A 15,585-nucleotide genomic window follows, 5' to 3' on the forward strand; every position below is an offset into this window, starting at 1 on the left:
ATCAATCCCGGCGTGACAATCCGGCGAACTGCCCCTGCCAGCAACGGCTATCCCGTCACACCCGGACCGCCTTGGCGCGGCGCCCATCCTCGCCGAAGATGCGCAGATAGCGTTTGATTTCGGCCGGATCGCCGGTCGCCTTGGCGGGATTGTCGGACAGCTTGACCGCCGGATTCCCATCCGCGCTAATGGCCTTGGCCACCAGCGAAATCGGCTCCAGCCCCGCCGCGCCCGCCGGATCGCAGTCGCGGAAGTCGTTGGTCAGGTTGGTGCCCCAGCCGAAGCTCATCCGCACCCGGCCATGGAAATGGCGATAGGTCGCCTCGATACTGTCGACATCCATGCCGTCCGAAAAGATCAGCAGCTTGCGGCGCGGGTCGCGGCCATGCGCCTGCCACCAGGCGATGATCTGCTCGCCCCCCTCGATCGGCGGCATGGAGTCGGGGCGAAAGCCCGTCCAGTCGGCCAGCCAGTCGGGCGCGTTGCGCAAGAAGGCGGTGGTCCCGAACGCATCGGGCAGCGCGATCAGCAGGTTGCCGTCATACAGCGCCTGCCACTCCTCCAGCACCCGGTACGGCGCCGCCGCCACCCCCGCATCGTCGGGGGCGAGAGCGGCCATGACCATCGGCAGCTCGTGCGCGTTGGTGCCGATCGCCTCCAGGTCATTGTCCATCGCCAGCAGCACGTTGGACGAGCCGATGAACCGGTCCCCGAGCCCTTCCTTCAGCGCCTCGACGCACCAGCGCTGCCACAGGAAACCGTGCCGCCGCCGCGTACCGAAATCGGAGAGAACGAGGTCGGGCAGGTCGCGCAGCCGCTCCACCTTGTCCCACAGCTTGGCCTTGGCGCGGGCATAGAGGATGTCGAGTTCGAACCGCCCCTTGCCCTTCAGTGCGGCGCGCGAGCGCAATTCGTTGACGATGGCGAGTGCCGGGATTTCCCACATCGTCGTCTCGGCCCAGGGGCCGTCGAAATGCAGCTCGAACTGCCCGTCGACGGTGCGCAGCTCGTAATCGGGCAGCTGGAAGCGGGCGAGCCAGTCGAGGAACTCGGGCGAGAACATGCGTTGCTTGCCGTAGAAGCTGTTGCCCGCCAGCCAGATCAGCTCCTTCTTGCCGAACCGGAGCGAGCGCGCATGGTCGAGCTGTTCGCGCAGTTCGGCTTCGTCGATCACTTCGGCCAGCCGGACATGCTTGCTGCGGTTGATGAGCGAGAAGGTCGCCGTCACCTCCGGATGAAGCCGCCGGATCATCTGCAGCATCAGCAGTTTGTAGAAATCGGTATCCAGCAGGCTGCGCACGACCGGGTCGAGCCGCCAGCCGTGATTATAGACGCGGGTGGCGATGTCGGTGACGGGCATGGACGCTCCCCCAGATCTTCGGCCAAACTCAGCCGTGGGACCCGGGCGATGCACCATCGCCCGGACAGGGGCAAGCATGGCGCGGCTTGCGCCCGCCGCTCTTTTGGCCACTATGGCGGCCATCCGGGGAGGATGGGGGGACTATGAGGTTGCGTGGCGTAATGGCGATCGCGCCGGTGTGGGCGCTGGTGTCGGTCTTGGCGGCGGGGGGCGCCGGGGCCCAGAATGCGGAAAAGCAGGCGGCGAAACAGGCGGGGCGGCCCGTAGCGGCCGAGCGCGGCCCGCAAACGGGGCCGGTCCCCGCCTGGGTCACGCGGTCCGAACCGCTGGCGGTGCCCAGCGATGTCGGCGGCCCGGTCTTCATGCGCCGACAGGATGTCGTGGCGCACATCACCGACCAGGGGCAGGCCCAATATATGGGCTATCGCATCAAGATCCTGCAATCCAACGCCCTGCAGATCGGCAATATCGCCATCGCCTGGGACCCGGCGGCGGGGCCGCCGATCGTCCATGGCATCCATGTCATCCGCGACGGCCAGACGATCGACGCGATGAAGGCCGCCGCGTTCGAGGTGCTGCGCCGCGAGGGCAAGCTGGAAGAGGCGATGCTCGACGGCACGCTGACCGCCGTGCTGCGCGTGCCCGACCTGCGCGTCGGCGACGAGCTGGAGGTCGAATGGACGACCTTTGCCAAGGACCCGACCATGGGCGGCAAGGCATCGGGCCTGCTGGTGCTGGCCGCCAGCCCGGCGCCCGGTCGCTATCATCTGGGGCTGAACTGGGAGGCCGGGCACAAGCCGCAGCTGAAGATCAGCCCGGACATGACCGCCGCGCTGAAGACGCAGGACCAGGGCGTCGACTTCCACTTCGACAATCCCGCGACGCTGACCCCGCCCAAGGATGCGCCGCCGCGTTACCAGTGGCAGCGCATCGTCGAATATAGCGATTTCGCCGACTGGCCCTCGGTGTCCCGCCACTTCGCCCCGCTCTATACCAAGGCGGCGACCCTCGCGCCCAATTCCCCGCTGCGCCAGGAAGCGGCGCGGATCGCTGCGGCTGCGCCCAAGCCGCTCGACCGGGCGGCCGCCGCGCTGAAGCTGGTCCAGCAGGATGTCCGCTACATCTATGTCGGGCTGAACGGCGGTAACCTGACCCCCGCCTCGGCCGACGAGACGTGGCAGCGGCGCTATGGCGACTGCAAGGGCAAGACCGCGCTGCTGCTGGCCCTGCTCCGCGAACTGGGGATCGAGGCAGAGGCGGTGCTCGTCAATTCCAACGCCGCCGATGACGGGTTCGACCAGCGTCTGTCGGGCCCGCAACTGTTCGACCATGTGCTGGTCCGTGCGCATATCGACGGCGCAACCTATTGGCTGGACGGAACGATGCCCGCCGTCGTGCCGCCCGCCGCGCGGCCGGTCTTTCCGGTGCAATGGGTCTTGCCGCTGACCACGCGCGGCGAGGCGCTGGAAAAGCTGAACCGGCCGCTGCCCGACGTGCCGGATGAGACGACGCTGTACGACATCGACACGCGGGCCGGGTTCGACAAGCCCGCCAGGATCACCTCCACCACGATCACGCGCGGCGTCGCCGGGCTTCAGCAGCAGGTGCAGTTCTCGGCGGTGACGCCGGGGCAGATGCTCGACGCCTTTCGCCAGCAACTGACCGGCGATTTCTGGCAGGCGATCGACAGCGTGCAGTGGCGTTACGACCAGAAGGCGCAGGCGAGCATCCTGACGATCGCAGGCACCGGCACGGTCGACTGGGACAAGGATGATTACGGTGGCCGCTCCCTCGCACTGCCCGGCGGCGGCTTCAGCCCGCCCGATCGCCGCGTGCGCAGCGCCGATCAGCCGCAGGGCGTGCCCTTCTATTCCAAGCCCGAATATAGCTGCCACGTCACCACCGTCCGCCTGCCCACAGGCACCGACGCGAAGCAATGGTCGTCCAAGCCCAGCTTCGACACGATGATGTTCGGCCGCCATTACCGCCGCGCCTGGGAGATGCGCGACGGCACCATCCGCATGGTCCGGGGCTCGCGCGTCGAACAGCCCGAGATCGATGCCGCCATGGCGGCGCGCGACAATGGCCGGATCGACGCCTTCGACAACAGCATGGCCTGGATCTTCTATGCGCCGAAGGGGACGAAGCCCGGCGTCGGCCAGGGCGAGACGGTGCCCGCCAGCTACGACCATGACTGGATCGCCGATCCCGCGCCGTGCATGTCGACCGCCAAGGGGGTGTGAAACGATCCTGCCCTGCAAGAATCCCCCTGCGAATGTCGGGCCGTCGCTCCAGAGCATGCACCACCCCGGCCTTCGCCGGGATGGTGGGGGGGTCGTCGGGGGTATCCTGCAAGGGTGAGGAAACGGCCAAGCTTGTTGATTTTGCGCCCTTTCTGCGCTTTCCCTTGATCGTCGCAGCGGGGGGAGAGCAGGGCGGTGCATCCGGCGGAAGGTTTCGAGCTGATCATCGCCATGTTCCTGGCGGTGGTCGGGCTGCATTATCTGGCGCATCGGCTGTCGCTGCCGCCCGCCGCCGCGCTGATCGTCGGGGGCGGGGCGATCGCCTTCATGCCCGGCCTGCCGGGGATCACCATCGATCCCGAGTTGGTGCTGGTCCTCTTCCTGCCGCCGCTGTTGATGGACGGAGCGTGGTTCACCGCGATCGCGCCGTTTCGACGGCACATGGTCGGGATATTGTCGCTGGCGGTCGGTGCGGTGTTCTTCACCACCGCCATCGTCGCGGTCGTGACCAAGCTGCTGCTGCCCGCGCTGCCCTGGGCCGCCTGTGTCGCGCTGGGCGCGATCCTGTCGCCGCCCGATGCGGTGTCGGCACGCGCGGTGTTGCAGCGCGTGCGCCTGCCGCGACGGCTGTCGACCCTGCTGGAGGGCGAGAGCCTGCTCAACGATGCTGCCGGGCTGGTGCTGTTCCGCTTCGCCGTCGCCGCCGTCCTGACCGGCGGATTCAGCCTGGGCGCGGCGGTGGGCAGCTTCTTCCTGCTGGTACTGGGCGGGATCGCGGTCGGTGCGGCGATCGGCGCGGCCTGGGTCCTGCTGCTCCGGCGGCTCGGCGACGATACGCTGATGATCGCGCTGACGCTGCTGGTCTGCTGGAGCGCCTATATCGCGGGCGAGCTGCTCCATGTCTCGGGCGTGATCGCGGTGGTCACGGCGGGGCTAACCTGCGGCTGGTACCAGCATGTCGTGTTCAGCGCGAGCGTGCGCATCCGGGCGCTCGCCTTTTGGCAGGTGCTGGTCTTCCTGCTTGAAGCGGCGGTGTTCACCCTGATCGGCCTGTCACTGCGCGGCCTGTCGGAGCGGGTCGGCGATCCGGCGGTGGTGATCGATACCATGGGCCTGCCGGTGCTGGTCATCGTGGCGGCGGTGATCGTCGCGCGGTTCGTGTGGATATTCGGGGTCGATGCGGTCGTGGCGGGCCTGCGCCGCGTCGGTTGGCGGATCGCCCGGCCGCTGGGAGGGCGCGCCGCGCTGGTGATGAGCTGGGCGGGCATGCGCGGCGTCGTGACGCTGGCGGTCGCGCTGTCGCTGCCCGAACAGATGCCCGCGCGCGACCTGATGCTGGTGACGGCCTTCGTCGTCATCCTCGTCACCGTGCTGGTGCAGGGCACGTCGCTGGGCTGGGTGATCCGGCGGGCCGCACCGCGCGAGGATCCCGCCTCGCATCCCCCGCTCAACCTTCACGCGGCGGAGGCGGCGATGTTCCGCGTCCAGCTGGTCGCCGTGGAGCGCGAGGCGCATGACGATGACGGGCAGCTGATCCACCCGCAATTGCTGCGCCGTTACCAGGCGCGTGCGACGGCCGGGCAGAATTTCGAGGGCAGCGCCGAGGAACTCACGGCCGCGATCACGAGCCATTTCGACGTCATCATCGCCGCCGTCACGGCGGGCCGCGCCGAACTGGTCCGCCTGCACCGCGCTGGCGAGATCGACGACGAGACGCTGCACGATCTGGAACATGACCTGGATCTGGAGGAACTGGCCGCCACCGCCGCCAAGGGGTGAGGCCGGATCGCCGCTGGGCCACCTCGCGTTGTGCGGGAGGGCAGACCTTGAGGAGACATCTGATGGCCGACCATATCCTGATCTTCTACGGTTCCTACCGTTCCGATCGGCAGGGCATCCGGCTGGCCGATTATCTGGTCCGATCCTTCCGCGAACGCGGTGCCGAACCGGAGTTGATCGACGCCAAGGCGGTCGGGCTACCCATGCTGGACCGGATGTACAAGGAATATTCGGCCGGTGAAGCGCCCGAGGCGATGGAGACGCTCGCCGCCAAGATCCGCGCCGCCGATGCCTTCGTCTTCGTGACCGGCGAATATAATTGGGGGCAGCAGCCGGGGCTGAAGAACCTCACCGATCACTTCCTTGAGGAATGGTATTGGCGCCCCGCCGCCATCGCCAGCTATTCGGCCGGACGGCTGGCGGGCGCGCATGCCAGCGTCGCCTGGCATGGCACGCTGAGCGAAATGGGGATGGTCGTGGTGTCCAGCACGCTGACCGTCGGCGGCATCGGCCAGACGCTGGATGCCGGGGGGCAGCCGACCGGCGATGGCGGGGCCGCGCTGTCGCGCAGCTTTCCGCGCTTCGCCGACGATCTCGCCTGGTGGACCCAGGCGGCGCGGGAACAGCGGGCGAAGGTCGCCCCGCCTTACTGAACTTCCCCTCCCCTGAAGGGGGCGAAAGCTTCTATACTATCGTCAGATCACCGTGCCGGTCAGCGTCCCGATCAGCGCGGTCACGCCCATCGCCAGCGCGCCCAGCAGGACCACGCGCGCCATGCCGCGCCCGACCGGCGCGCCGCCCGCTTTCGCGCCGAGCGCGCCCAGCACCGCCAGCAGGACCAGCGCCGTCGCGGGTGTCAGATAGAGGACCCAGGCTCGGGGTGACAGCGCGGCGGCCAGTACGGGCAGGATCGCGCCCCCGCTGAACGCCCCCGCCGAAAACAGTGCCGCCTGGAGCGGGTCGGAGCCGCCGTCATCGGCCAGCCCCAGTTCGTCACGGCGATGCGCGCCCAGCGCGTCATGCGCCATCATCTGTTCGGCCACCTGCCGCGCCAGCCCCGCCTCGACCCCGCGCTGTTCGTAGATCGCGGCCAGTTCGCGCGTTTCGGCCAGCGGCGCACGGACCAACTCCGCCGCCTCGCGCGCCAGATCGGCCTGCTCGGTATCGGCCTGCGAACTGACCGAGACATATTCCCCCGCCGCCATCGACAGCGCGCCGCCGACCAGAGCGGCGATCCCGGCCACCAGCACGGCGCCCGCCGTCGCACCCGGCGCGGCCGCGACGCCGACGATCAGGCTGGAGACCGAGATGATGCCGTCATTGGCCCCCAGCACGGCGGCGCGAAGCCAGCCCGTGCGATGAACCAGATGCTGTTCGCCCATGGCGTGAATGGTGGTCTGGCTCATGGGATGTCCTCAGGCATGCCGGACGCGCAGGATCCGGGGCGCGCCTGTGGCGGGGGCTCGTCCGGGCGGTCGATGGAATGTCGGGAAGCGGCGGCGCAATATGGCGGAGACGGAGGGATTCGAACCCTCGGTACGGTTTCCCGTACGACGCTTTAGCAAAGCGTTGGTTTCAGCCACTCACCCACGTCTCCGGCTGCGGCGAGGTGCGGCTATAGCGGGCCCGGTGGAGGCAATCAACCGGGTCTGGGCGGGATTTTATCAGGAAAATCGACTAATCCTCATTTCGTCATTCATTGCGCCGCAAGCTGCGGGCTGGTTAACGTGGCCTATCGGTTCGCCGGGGGAGTTGAGAATTCATGCGTATCGTCTGTCTGGGCCTGTCATGGCGTCTGTCCCTGCTGGCTGGCCTGGCCATGGTCGCCACCGCGCCGGTTGCGGCGCAGGTCCGCACGATCGACCCCAATCAGGGCATCGACAGCGACCTCGGCACCCAGCCTTCGCGCCCCGCACCCCAGCAGAGCGCACCGCCGCAGGACTATGATCCGCCGGTCCAGTCGACCCCGCCCGCCCAGCAACCGCCGGTCACGACCACGCCTGGCACCCCCGATTCGCGCGCGGCCCAGACCACGCAGGCCGCCGATACGTTCGAGCGTGACGACCTGCTGGCGGCGGGTGAGGGTGTGTTCGGACAGGGCGCCGAGGGGCTGGCGGGCATCATCGAGCGTATCCTGCGCGAACAGGGGCGGCCCAACGCCTATATCGCCGGGCGCGAGGCGTCGGGCGCGTTCGTCGTCGGCCTGCGCTATGGCTCGGGCGTGATGACCCACAAGGTCGAGGGGCAGATGCCGGTCTATTGGACCGGGCCGTCGCTGGGCTTCGATATCGGCGGCGATGCGAACAAGGTGTTCGTGCTGGTCTACAACCTCTACGACACCGAGGAACTGTTCCACCGCTTCCCGGCGGCCGAGGGGCGGCTGTATTTCGTCGGCGGGTTCGCCGCGACCTATTTGCGGCGCGGCAATGTCGTGCTGATCCCGGTGCGGCTGGGCGTCGGTTGGCGCGCGGGCGTCAATGTCGGGTATATGAACTTCACGCACAAGGCGCGGTGGTTGCCGTTCTGATCGGGTCTTGAGGGCCGGGGGATTCCCTTGGCCTTCGACTTCGCTCAGGCTGAACGGTGGTGGGGTAGTGTGGCCAGGCTTTTACAACGGCCGTTCAGGCTGAGTGAAGTCGAAGCCCACGCTCGACCCTATCCCCGCACCAGCAACCGATAAGGCTCGCTGACGGCCATCACCGGCACGTCCCAGGGATGCGCGGCGAGCAGGGCGTCCGCCAGCGCCTCCACATCCGCCTCCGCATCATGGATCGCGGTCAGGATGACGGTCGGCGACCAGCTCGCCGCACCGACCGCGCCCAGGGTCGGCACTGCGCCCACGCCCGGCCGGAACCCCTCATAGCCGAGCGCCAGCTCGACCACTTCGCGATATTGCCCGAAATCGCCGAGCGGGGCTGTGCGCAGGATCGCCAGCAGCGCGGCGGCGGTGGGATCGTCCTCCACCGCCGCCGGATGGCCCGCCATCAGCGCCGCCAGCGTGGCGGGTGCGACCGGGCAATAGACCCGGATGTCCCGCACCCACCGGCTCTCGCTCATCCGAAATCGACCGCCTCGAAGCGGATCGGCTGGCCGGTCGGCGCATCGGCGAGCTGGTCTTCCCACATCGCCACCTGGCCGCGCACGATGGTGCCGATCGGCTTGCCGGTCAGTTCCATGCCGGTGAAGGGCGACCAGCCGCACTTGGACTGGAGCCACCGATCCTCGATGGTCCAGCGCTTCTTCAGGTCGACGATGGTGAAGTCGGCGTCGTAGCCCGCCGCGATCCGCCCCTTGCCGACGATGCCGAAGATGCGCTGCGCGCCCGCGCTGGTCAGTTCGATCACGCGCTGAAGCGACAGGCGGCCGTTCGCGGCATGGTCGAGCAGCAGCGGCAGCAAAGTCTGCACGCCCGGCATCCCGCTCGGGCTGCCCGGATAGGGCTTGGCCTTTTCCTCCAGCGTGTGCGGCGCATGGTCCGAGCCGATCACGTCGGGCACGCCCTGGTTCAGCCAGTGCCACAGCCCGTCGCGATGCGCGCCCGAGCGGATCGGCGGGTTCATCTGCGCCAGCGTGCCGAGGCGCGGATAGGCTTCCTCGCCCGCCAGCGTCAGGTGCTGCGGCGTGACTTCGCAGGTCGCGATGTCCTTGTGCTGCGCGATATATTCCAGCTCGGCGGGCGTGGTGACGTGCAGGATGTGGATACGGCGATTCGCCTCGCGCGCCAGGCGAAGGATGCGACGGGTGGCGAGCAGCGCGCTCTCGTCGTCGCGCCAGACCGGGTGCGACGACGGGTCGCCCTCGATCCGCTCATCGGTGCGGGCGTTCATCCGGTCTTCGTCCTCGGCATGGATCGCGACGCGGCGATGGCCCGAGGCGAGCACTTCGGCCAACCGCGCATCCTCGGACACCAGCAGGTCGCCGGTCGAGGCACCCATGAAGATCTTGACGCCCGCCGTGCCCGGCATCCGTTCCAGTTCGGCCAGGTCGCGGGCATTGTGGTTGGTCGCACCCACGTAAAAGGCATGGTCGCAGAACATCGTCCTGGCGCGGGTCAGCTTGTCGGTGATCGCCTCGGCCGAATCGGTATTCGGCTTGGTGTTGGGCATTTCGAACACGGCGGTGACGCCGCCCATCACCGCCGCGCGGCTGCCGCTGGCCAGGTCTTCCTTGTGCATCAGGCCGGGTTCGCGGAAATGCACCTGGCTGTCGATCACGCCGGGCAGGATGTCGAGGCCGGTGCAGTCGATCACCCGGCCCGCATCGCCTTTTGCCCCGATCGCCACGATCCGGCCATCGCGCACGCCGACATCGGCGCGGACGGGGCCGCCGGGGGTGTGGACGGTGCCGCCGGAGAGAAGCAGGTCGAAGGTCATGGCAAACGGGCCTTTCGCATAGGGTCAGGCCCTCCTACCTTGCGGTCATGACCGATGCCACCCCAACAGCCATTCCCGCGACGACCTCCGCAACGACCCTTTCCGACCGTCGCCTGATCCGCATCGCGGGCGAGGATGTGCGCGGTTTCCTGCAGGGGCTGGTGACGCAGGATGTCGTGGGCCTGACGCCGGATGCCCCGCGCTGGGCCGCGCTGCTCACGCCGCAGGGCAAGGCGCTGTTCGACTTCCTCCTATGGGCCGAGGGCGAGGCGGTGCTGGTCGATGCGGAGGCGTCGCAGGTCGAGGCGCTGGCAAGGCGGCTGGGCATGTACCGCCTGCGCCGCGCGATCACGATCGATTCGGTCGAGGGATTGGCCGTCCATTGGAGCCGCAGTGCCGAGGGACGCCCCCATGATCCGCGCCTGCCCGAACTGGGCCATCGCTGGCTGGCCCCGGCGGGGGAAGCCGCAAGCGGCTGGACCGCGCACCGGCTGTCGCTGGGGGTGACCGAGGGTGTCGGCGAGCTGGGATCGGGCGAGACGCTCTGGCTGGAGTGCAATGCGCGCGAGCTGAACGGCGTCAGCTTCACCAAGGGCTGTTATGTCGGGCAGGAGAATACGGCGCGGATGCACCACCGCTCGAAGGTCAATCGGCGGCTGGTCGTCGCTCCCCTGGGCGAGGCAGGCGACCGGACCCGCGCGACCTATCCGGAACTGGGCCTGATGGTCGAGCATCGCCGCGTCGAGTCGCTGGGCGACGCGATCCGCCCCGACTGGCTGGCGGCTGCGTTGCAGGCCGATCAGGACTGACCGGCCCTTCGGATTATCGGGACAGGGCCTGGGTGATCTGCGCGGCCGGGGCGGCCAGCATATGGCCGACCTGAATCGCGATGGTCGCGGCGGCAACCAGCCCGAAAAGGCCGAGCGCACCGAATTGCATCGCCTGCGACAATGAGCGGCTGCGCTCCATGCGCCGGGCGGCGTCGATCTCCCCGGCCATGGTGTGGCGCAGGGTGGAGCGGTCCTCGCTGCGACGCGTGCCGGTCGGCCGCGCTTCGAGGCGGGGCTCGTTGACCAGCGCATCGGCGCTGATGACATCCTGCGTACGGACGCCCGAGAATCGGTCGCGCCGCCAGACGACCCGGCCGATCACCACCTGACGGCCGCGCCGCAGGTCCAGATATTCGCCCGGCGCGAGGGGATCGTCACAGGCGATCATCATGCCCCGCGACGAGATATTGTGGATGCACGCATCCCCCCAGCCGCGGACGGACTTGATCCGACAGGGAATCAGAACCTGTCGGCGCGCTTCGCGATTCTAATAGCCCGGTCCGGACCGCCCCATGGCAGTTTCCCTGCTCCAAATTCGACCAAGCCCTTGTCCATAGTGGGCAGAGGGAAAGAAAGGATGAATCGGTTTTCACTAATGTATGTTGCGCCGGGCGTGACGGCGTGGACAGCTGTCTCGGCCGTGGCATGTCCCGTGTCGGGAGGAATCGGAAAGGCATGACGCGCCCGCCCTTTTCGGTTAGCCTCGGGGTAGAGAAACCGAGGAGAGGTCATGCCGAAGATCGGTCTTGCGCTTGCCCTGTTGTGCGTGTCGTCAGCCGCCTTGGCCGCAACCCCCCAGCCCTATAGCTGGGGCAGGCCCGGCGCTTCGCGGGAGGCTTTCGACGGTGGCAGCCGCGCCTGTATGTTGAAAGCGGCCCGGCGCGACGTGGCCGGGGACACGGCGGCGAAACGCTATGTACGCGGCGCTGCCGTGTTGGATCGCGAAGCGAACGTCCCCCCGGTCGTCCCGACCGACGACATATTCGACATCAGTACGCGCCAGATGCTGTTGCGGCGCGCCTATGCGCCGGACCGGCAGGTCGATGCCCTGCAGTCGCAACTGCAATCCGAAGTCGACCAGTGCCTCGTCCGGTCGGGCTATGTCCGCTTCGCCTTGACCCGCGAACAGGCGCGCATATTGCGTCGCTACCGCCCCGGCTCGGAGCAGCGAAAGACCTATCTCTATACGCTGGGCAGCGACGCCCGGATCGTCGAGGCACAGAGAATGCGCGACTGATCCTCCCTCCCGGCGAGAGAGGATTACCATGACAGGTCTTCGTCGTTCATGATAACCCTCTGATCGAACAGGCGAACATGCCTGGCGAACATGGGAGAGCATCATGCGGGACGCCGATCGTCGGACCATCATAGCGGGGCTGGGGGCGGGGCTGGCCCTGGCGGCGGGGGGCGGGGCCTGCGCCGCGCCGCGCGGGCGCAAGGCGGGGTACGCCATTGTCGGGCTGGGCCGCTATGCCGAGCTGATCATGTCGAAATTCGCCGAATGCGAGCAGTCGCGGCTGGTCGCGCTGGTCAGCGGTACGCCGGAAAAGCTGGCGCGCTTCGGCGAAAAATATGGCGTGCCCGAGAGCCACCGTTATTCCTATGCCGATTTCGACCGCATCCGCGACAATCCGGATGTCGACATCGTCTATGTGATCCTGCCCAATTCCATGCACGCCGAATATACGGTGCGCGCGGCCAAGGCGGGCAAGCATGTCATGTGCGAAAAGCCGATGGCGATCTCGGTCGCGGAATGCCGCACGATGATCGCGGCGTGCCGGGCGGCGGGGCGCAAGCTGATGATCGGATATCGCTCGCGGTTCGAGCCGCACAACCGGCTGGCGATCGACATGGCGCGAAAAGGTTTCGTCGGGCCAACGCGGATCATCACCGCCGACCATGGCTTCAACGCGCAGCCCAACCAGTGGCGGCTGGACCGCAAGCTGTCGGGCGGCGGCTCGCTGATGGACATCGGCATCTACAGCCTGAACGCCACCCGCTATCTGACCGGGGAGGAGCCCGTCGAGGTCAGCGCGATCGAATCCACCGACCGCAGCGATCCGCGTTTCCGCACCGTCGAGGACCGGATCAGCTTCCTGCTGCGCTTTCCATCGGGCATCGAGGCGACCTGCGTGTCGAGCTACAGCTCCAACCACAATATGTACCGCGTGTCGGGCACCGATGGCTGGATCGAGCTGGAGCCCGCCACCTCTTATGAGGGGCAGAAGATGTGGGTCCGCCGCAACGGCCGGACCGAGGAGCAGCAGGTGCCCGCAGGCAAGGGCCAGCATGCCGGACAGCTCGACCATTTCGCCGAGTGCATCGCCAACGGCACCGATCCGCTGGTGCCCGGCGAGGAGGGGTTGGCAGATATGCGGGTGATCGAGGCCATCTATCGCTCGGCGCGGGAGGGGCGGCGCATCACCCTGGCCTGACCGTCGTCACGGGGCGGTACGGCGGATTTTGACCTGAAATCCGTCGCATGGCGCGGGAATTTGGTCTAGCGTCGGGACCATCGCCCGGCTCTGTCGGTCGCGCCCCTGGAGGATTGCACCCACTCATGACGACCGCCCCCGGCTTTCGCGACAGCCTGTACAGCGGCGGGATGTGCGGCGCGCTGATCGCCGAGCGTGACTGGTCGCAAACGGCGCTAGGGCCGATTACGGGCTGGAGCGCGCCGCTGCGCACCGCCACGCTGATTCTGTTGCGCTCGCCCGTGCCGATGGTGATGCTGTGGGGCGAGGGCGGCGTCATGCTCTATAACGACGCCTATGCGGTCTTTGCGGGCAAGCGGCATCCCCAGCTGCTGGGATCGCCGGTGCGCGAGGGCTGGCCCGAGGTCGCCGACTTCAACGACAACGTCATGCGCGTCGGGCTGGCGGGGGGGACGCTGCGCTATCAGGATCAGGAACTGACCCTGTACCGCAACGACGTGCCCGAACAGGTATGGATGAACCTGGATTACTCGCCGGTCATCGACGAGGACGGGCGGCCCGGCGGCGTGCTGTGCGTGCTGGCCGAGACGACGGGCCATGTCACCGCCCGCGCCGCGCTGGTCGAGAGCGAGGCGCGGTTCCGGCTGATGGTCGACACCGTGCCGCAGATCATCTGGATCGCCGATGCCGAAGGGCGGATGGAGTTTCTGAACCGGCAATTCTCCGACTATACCGGCGCCGCCTTCCAGTCGCTGTCCCCGGCGGAGATTGCGGGGGCCTTCATCCATCCCGGCGACGGCCCGCATGTCGTCGCGGCGTTCCAGGCGGCCCGCGACAGCGAAGGCGTGCACCGGTCCGAGCACCGCATCCGCTCGGCCGCGGGGGAATATCGCTGGTTCCTGGACCTCGCTCACCCCTATCGCGACCCGCGCACCGGCGAGATCGTCCGCTGGTTCGGATCGTCGGTCGACATCCATGACCGCAAGGTGGCCGAGGACCGGCTGCGCGAGCTGAACGCCACGCTGGAGCAGCGGGTGGCCGAGCGGACCGCCGAGCGCAACATGCTGGCCAAGCTGGTCGAACATACCGACATCATGGTCATGGCGATCGACCTGGATTTCAACATCCTGGCGCTGAACGCCGCCAATGCCGCCGAGTTCGAGCGGGTCTTCGGCGTGCGCCCGCACACCGGCGACAATATGCTGGCGCTGCTCGACGACCAGCCGGTGCTCCGCGAGGAGGTGCGCGCGGCCTGGACGCGGGCCATGGACGGCGGGCGCCTGACCGTCGTTCAGGAGTTCGGCGATCCCGACCGTGACCGACCCTGTTACGAGATCAGCTTCCACCCCCTGTTGGACGAGGCGGGTGCGCAGGTCGGCCTGTACCAGTTCGTCACCGACGTGACCGAGCGCCTGCGTCGCGAGGCACAGCTGGTCGAGGCGCAGGAGGCGCTGCGTCAGGCGCAGAAGATGGAGGCGATGGGCCAGCTGACCGGCGGCGTCGCGCATGACTTCAACAATCTGCTGACCCCGATCGTCGGGACGCTCGACCTGTTGCAGCACAAACAGTTGGGCGGCGCGCGTGAACAGCGGCTGATCGCGGGCGCGGCGCAGTCCGCTGAGCGCGCCCGCACGCTCGTCCAGCGGTTGCTCGCCTTTGCGCGGCGCCAGCCGCTTCAGCTGATCCCGGTCGACATGGCCCAGCTGGTGGCGGGCATGAGCGATCTGGTCGCCAGCACCACGGGGCCGCAGATCGCGGTCGAGGTCGATATCGCCCCCGGCCTGCCGCCCGCCGATGCCGATCCCAATCAGTTGGAAATGGCGCTGCTCAACCTGGCGGTGAATGCACGCGACGCGATGCCGGACGGCGGCACGCTACGCATCACGGCGTCACGGCGCGACGCGGGCACCGATGGCGCGCCGGGCGACTATATCTGCCTGTCGGTCGCCGATACGGGCAGCGGCATGGATGCCGCCACGCTGGCGCGCGCAGTCGAGCCGTTCTTCTCGACCAAGGGCGTGGGCAAGGGCACGGGGCTTGGCCTGTCGATGGTCCATGGCCTGGCTTCGCAGCTCGGCGGCGCGCTCGATATCCAGAGCGTCCCGGGGCAGGGGACGCGGGTCGCGCTGTTCCTGCCGGTCAGCGGGTCGGCCTCACCCGTCGCCGCAGCGGGCCCGGCCTGTGCGGGCCCCGCGAAGCGCAGCGGCCGGGTGCTGCTGGTCGATGACGAGGAACTGGTGCGGCACAGCACCGCCGATATGCTGGGCGACCTGGGCTATGCGGTGATCGAGGCGGGCTCGGCCGAGGAAGCGGTCCGGCTGGTCGAGGCGGACACGGCGTTCGACCTGCTCGTCACCGACCATCTGATGCCCGGCATGTCGGGCACCGATCTCGCCCGGCTGGTCCAGGCACGGCGGCCGGGCGTCGCGATCCTGCTGGTCTCGGGCTATGCCGAGGCGGAAGGGGTCGAGCCCTCCATGCCGCGTCTGACCAAGCCGTTCCGCAAACAGGAACTGGCGCAGATGCTGGCGCAATTCACCAACGCGCCGGAGGCGGTGGCCTGAC

General features: G+C 68.3%; 12 protein-coding genes, 1 tRNA gene and 1 pseudogene. 8 read left to right on the top strand and 6 right to left on the bottom strand.

All coding sequences use genetic code 11. From position 1 onward, the window contains the following. Positions 1–55: 55 nt before the first annotated feature. A complete protein-coding gene (pncB, locus tag GGQ89_RS01185) occupies positions 56–1,360 on the bottom strand; it encodes a nicotinate phosphoribosyltransferase (protein ID WP_184103428.1) in 1,305 nt (434 codons plus the stop codon). 143 nt (positions 1,361–1,503) lie between these two features. On the opposite strand from pncB, the gene GGQ89_RS01190 reads away from it, so the two are divergent. The 3 genes from GGQ89_RS01190 (at position 1,504) to GGQ89_RS01200 (ending at position 6,035) form a co-directional block, all read left to right on the top strand. Continuing rightward, the gene (locus tag GGQ89_RS01190; protein ID WP_240456560.1) at positions 1,504–3,603 is read left to right on the top strand and encodes a DUF3857 domain-containing protein; all 2,100 of its coding nucleotides are present in this window, start codon (positions 1,504–1,506) and stop codon (positions 3,601–3,603) included. Between the two features lie 195 nt (positions 3,604–3,798). Beyond that, entirely contained in the window at positions 3,799–5,382 is a 1,584-nt protein-coding gene (locus GGQ89_RS01195) for a Na+/H+ antiporter (RefSeq protein WP_206362782.1), read from the top strand. Positions 5,383–5,444: 62 nt separating this feature from the next. After that, a complete protein-coding gene (locus GGQ89_RS01200; protein ID WP_184103431.1) occupies positions 5,445–6,035 on the top strand; it encodes an NADPH-dependent FMN reductase in 591 nt (196 codons plus the stop codon). Between the two features lie 42 nt (positions 6,036–6,077). Here GGQ89_RS01200 and GGQ89_RS01205 read toward each other — a convergent pair whose 3' ends face one another. Both GGQ89_RS01205 and GGQ89_RS01210 read right to left on the bottom strand, forming a co-directional pair. Next, a complete protein-coding gene (locus GGQ89_RS01205; RefSeq protein WP_184103434.1) occupies positions 6,078–6,788 on the bottom strand; it encodes a VIT1/CCC1 transporter family protein in 711 nt (236 codons plus the stop codon). A gap of 101 nt (positions 6,789–6,889) precedes the next feature. Beyond that, a tRNA-Ser gene (locus GGQ89_RS01210) sits at positions 6,890–6,979 on the bottom strand. A gap of 165 nt (positions 6,980–7,144) precedes the next feature. Here GGQ89_RS01210 and GGQ89_RS01215 point away from each other — a divergent pair. Continuing rightward, a complete protein-coding gene (locus GGQ89_RS01215) occupies positions 7,145–7,909 on the top strand; it encodes a DUF1134 domain-containing protein (protein ID WP_056430973.1) in 765 nt (254 codons plus the stop codon). 128 nt (positions 7,910–8,037) lie between these two features. On the opposite strand, the gene GGQ89_RS01220 is transcribed toward GGQ89_RS01215, so the two are convergent. Together GGQ89_RS01220 and GGQ89_RS01225 are read right to left on the bottom strand one after the other, a co-directional pair. After that, positions 8,038–8,439, bottom strand: coding sequence for a hypothetical protein (locus tag GGQ89_RS01220; protein WP_184103437.1), 402 nt, complete (start codon positions 8,437–8,439; stop codon positions 8,038–8,040). After that, positions 8,436–9,755: a dihydroorotase gene (locus GGQ89_RS01225; protein ID WP_184103440.1), complete on the bottom strand. Its 1,320-nt coding sequence runs from the start codon at positions 9,753–9,755 to the stop codon at positions 8,436–8,438. Before GGQ89_RS01225 ends, GGQ89_RS01220 begins: the two co-directional genes overlap by 4 nt. Positions 9,756–9,802: 47 nt before the next feature. On the opposite strand from GGQ89_RS01225, the gene ygfZ reads away from it, so the two are divergent. Next, positions 9,803–10,564: a CAF17-like 4Fe-4S cluster assembly/insertion protein YgfZ gene (gene ygfZ, locus GGQ89_RS01230; RefSeq protein ID WP_184103443.1), complete on the top strand. Its 762-nt coding sequence runs from the start codon at positions 9,803–9,805 to the stop codon at positions 10,562–10,564. A 13-nt stretch (positions 10,565–10,577) separates the two neighbouring features. On the opposite strand, the pseudogene GGQ89_RS01235 reads toward ygfZ, so the two are convergent. Further along, positions 10,578–11,057 (bottom strand): annotated as a pseudogene (locus GGQ89_RS01235) (PilZ domain-containing protein); the annotation flags it as partial. A gap of 258 nt (positions 11,058–11,315) precedes the next feature. Between GGQ89_RS01235 and GGQ89_RS01240 the strand changes: the two are divergent. The 3 genes from GGQ89_RS01240 (at position 11,316) to GGQ89_RS01250 (ending at position 15,584) form a co-directional block, all read left to right on the top strand. Then, the gene (locus GGQ89_RS01240; RefSeq protein WP_184103446.1) at positions 11,316–11,822 is read left to right on the top strand and encodes a hypothetical protein; all 507 of its coding nucleotides are present in this window, start codon (positions 11,316–11,318) and stop codon (positions 11,820–11,822) included. Positions 11,823–11,925: 103 nt separating this feature from the next. Continuing rightward, complete coding sequence (locus tag GGQ89_RS01245; RefSeq protein ID WP_184103449.1) at positions 11,926–13,020, top strand: Gfo/Idh/MocA family protein; 1,095 nt, start codon at positions 11,926–11,928, stop codon at positions 13,018–13,020. 125 nt (positions 13,021–13,145) lie between these two features. Continuing rightward, the gene (locus tag GGQ89_RS01250; protein WP_184103452.1) at positions 13,146–15,584 is read left to right on the top strand and encodes a PAS domain-containing protein; all 2,439 of its coding nucleotides are present in this window, start codon (positions 13,146–13,148) and stop codon (positions 15,582–15,584) included. Position 15,585: the final 1 nt, after the last annotated feature.

The sequence above is a fragment of the Sphingomonas yabuuchiae genome (genome assembly GCF_014199595.1).
GTDB lineage: Bacteria > Pseudomonadota > Alphaproteobacteria > Sphingomonadales > Sphingomonadaceae > Sphingomonas > Sphingomonas yabuuchiae.

What these genes read in the sequence shown, in the direction of transcription:
- GGQ89_RS01225 (WP_184103440.1), bottom strand. Translation starts at nt 9,755, where the DNA reads ATGACCTTCGACCTGCTTCTCTCCGGCGGCACCGTCCACACCCCCGGC.
- GGQ89_RS01245 (WP_184103449.1), top strand. Translation starts at nt 11,926, where the DNA reads ATGCGGGACGCCGATCGTCGGACCATCATAGCGGGGCTGGGGGCGGGG.
- ygfZ (WP_184103443.1), top strand. Translation starts at nt 9,803, where the DNA reads ATGACCGATGCCACCCCAACAGCCATTCCCGCGACGACCTCCGCAACG.
- GGQ89_RS01240 (WP_184103446.1), top strand. Translation starts at nt 11,316, where the DNA reads ATGCCGAAGATCGGTCTTGCGCTTGCCCTGTTGTGCGTGTCGTCAGCC.
- GGQ89_RS01250 (WP_184103452.1), top strand. Translation starts at nt 13,146, where the DNA reads ATGACGACCGCCCCCGGCTTTCGCGACAGCCTGTACAGCGGCGGGATG.
- GGQ89_RS01215 (WP_056430973.1), top strand. Translation starts at nt 7,145, where the DNA reads ATGCGTATCGTCTGTCTGGGCCTGTCATGGCGTCTGTCCCTGCTGGCT.
- GGQ89_RS01200 (WP_184103431.1), top strand. Translation starts at nt 5,445, where the DNA reads ATGGCCGACCATATCCTGATCTTCTACGGTTCCTACCGTTCCGATCGG.
- GGQ89_RS01190 (WP_240456560.1), top strand. Translation starts at nt 1,504, where the DNA reads ATGAGGTTGCGTGGCGTAATGGCGATCGCGCCGGTGTGGGCGCTGGTG.
- GGQ89_RS01205 (WP_184103434.1), bottom strand. Translation starts at nt 6,788, where the DNA reads ATGAGCCAGACCACCATTCACGCCATGGGCGAACAGCATCTGGTTCAT.
- pncB (WP_184103428.1), bottom strand. Translation starts at nt 1,360, where the DNA reads ATGCCCGTCACCGACATCGCCACCCGCGTCTATAATCACGGCTGGCGG.
- GGQ89_RS01220 (WP_184103437.1), bottom strand. Translation starts at nt 8,439, where the DNA reads ATGAGCGAGAGCCGGTGGGTGCGGGACATCCGGGTCTATTGCCCGGTC.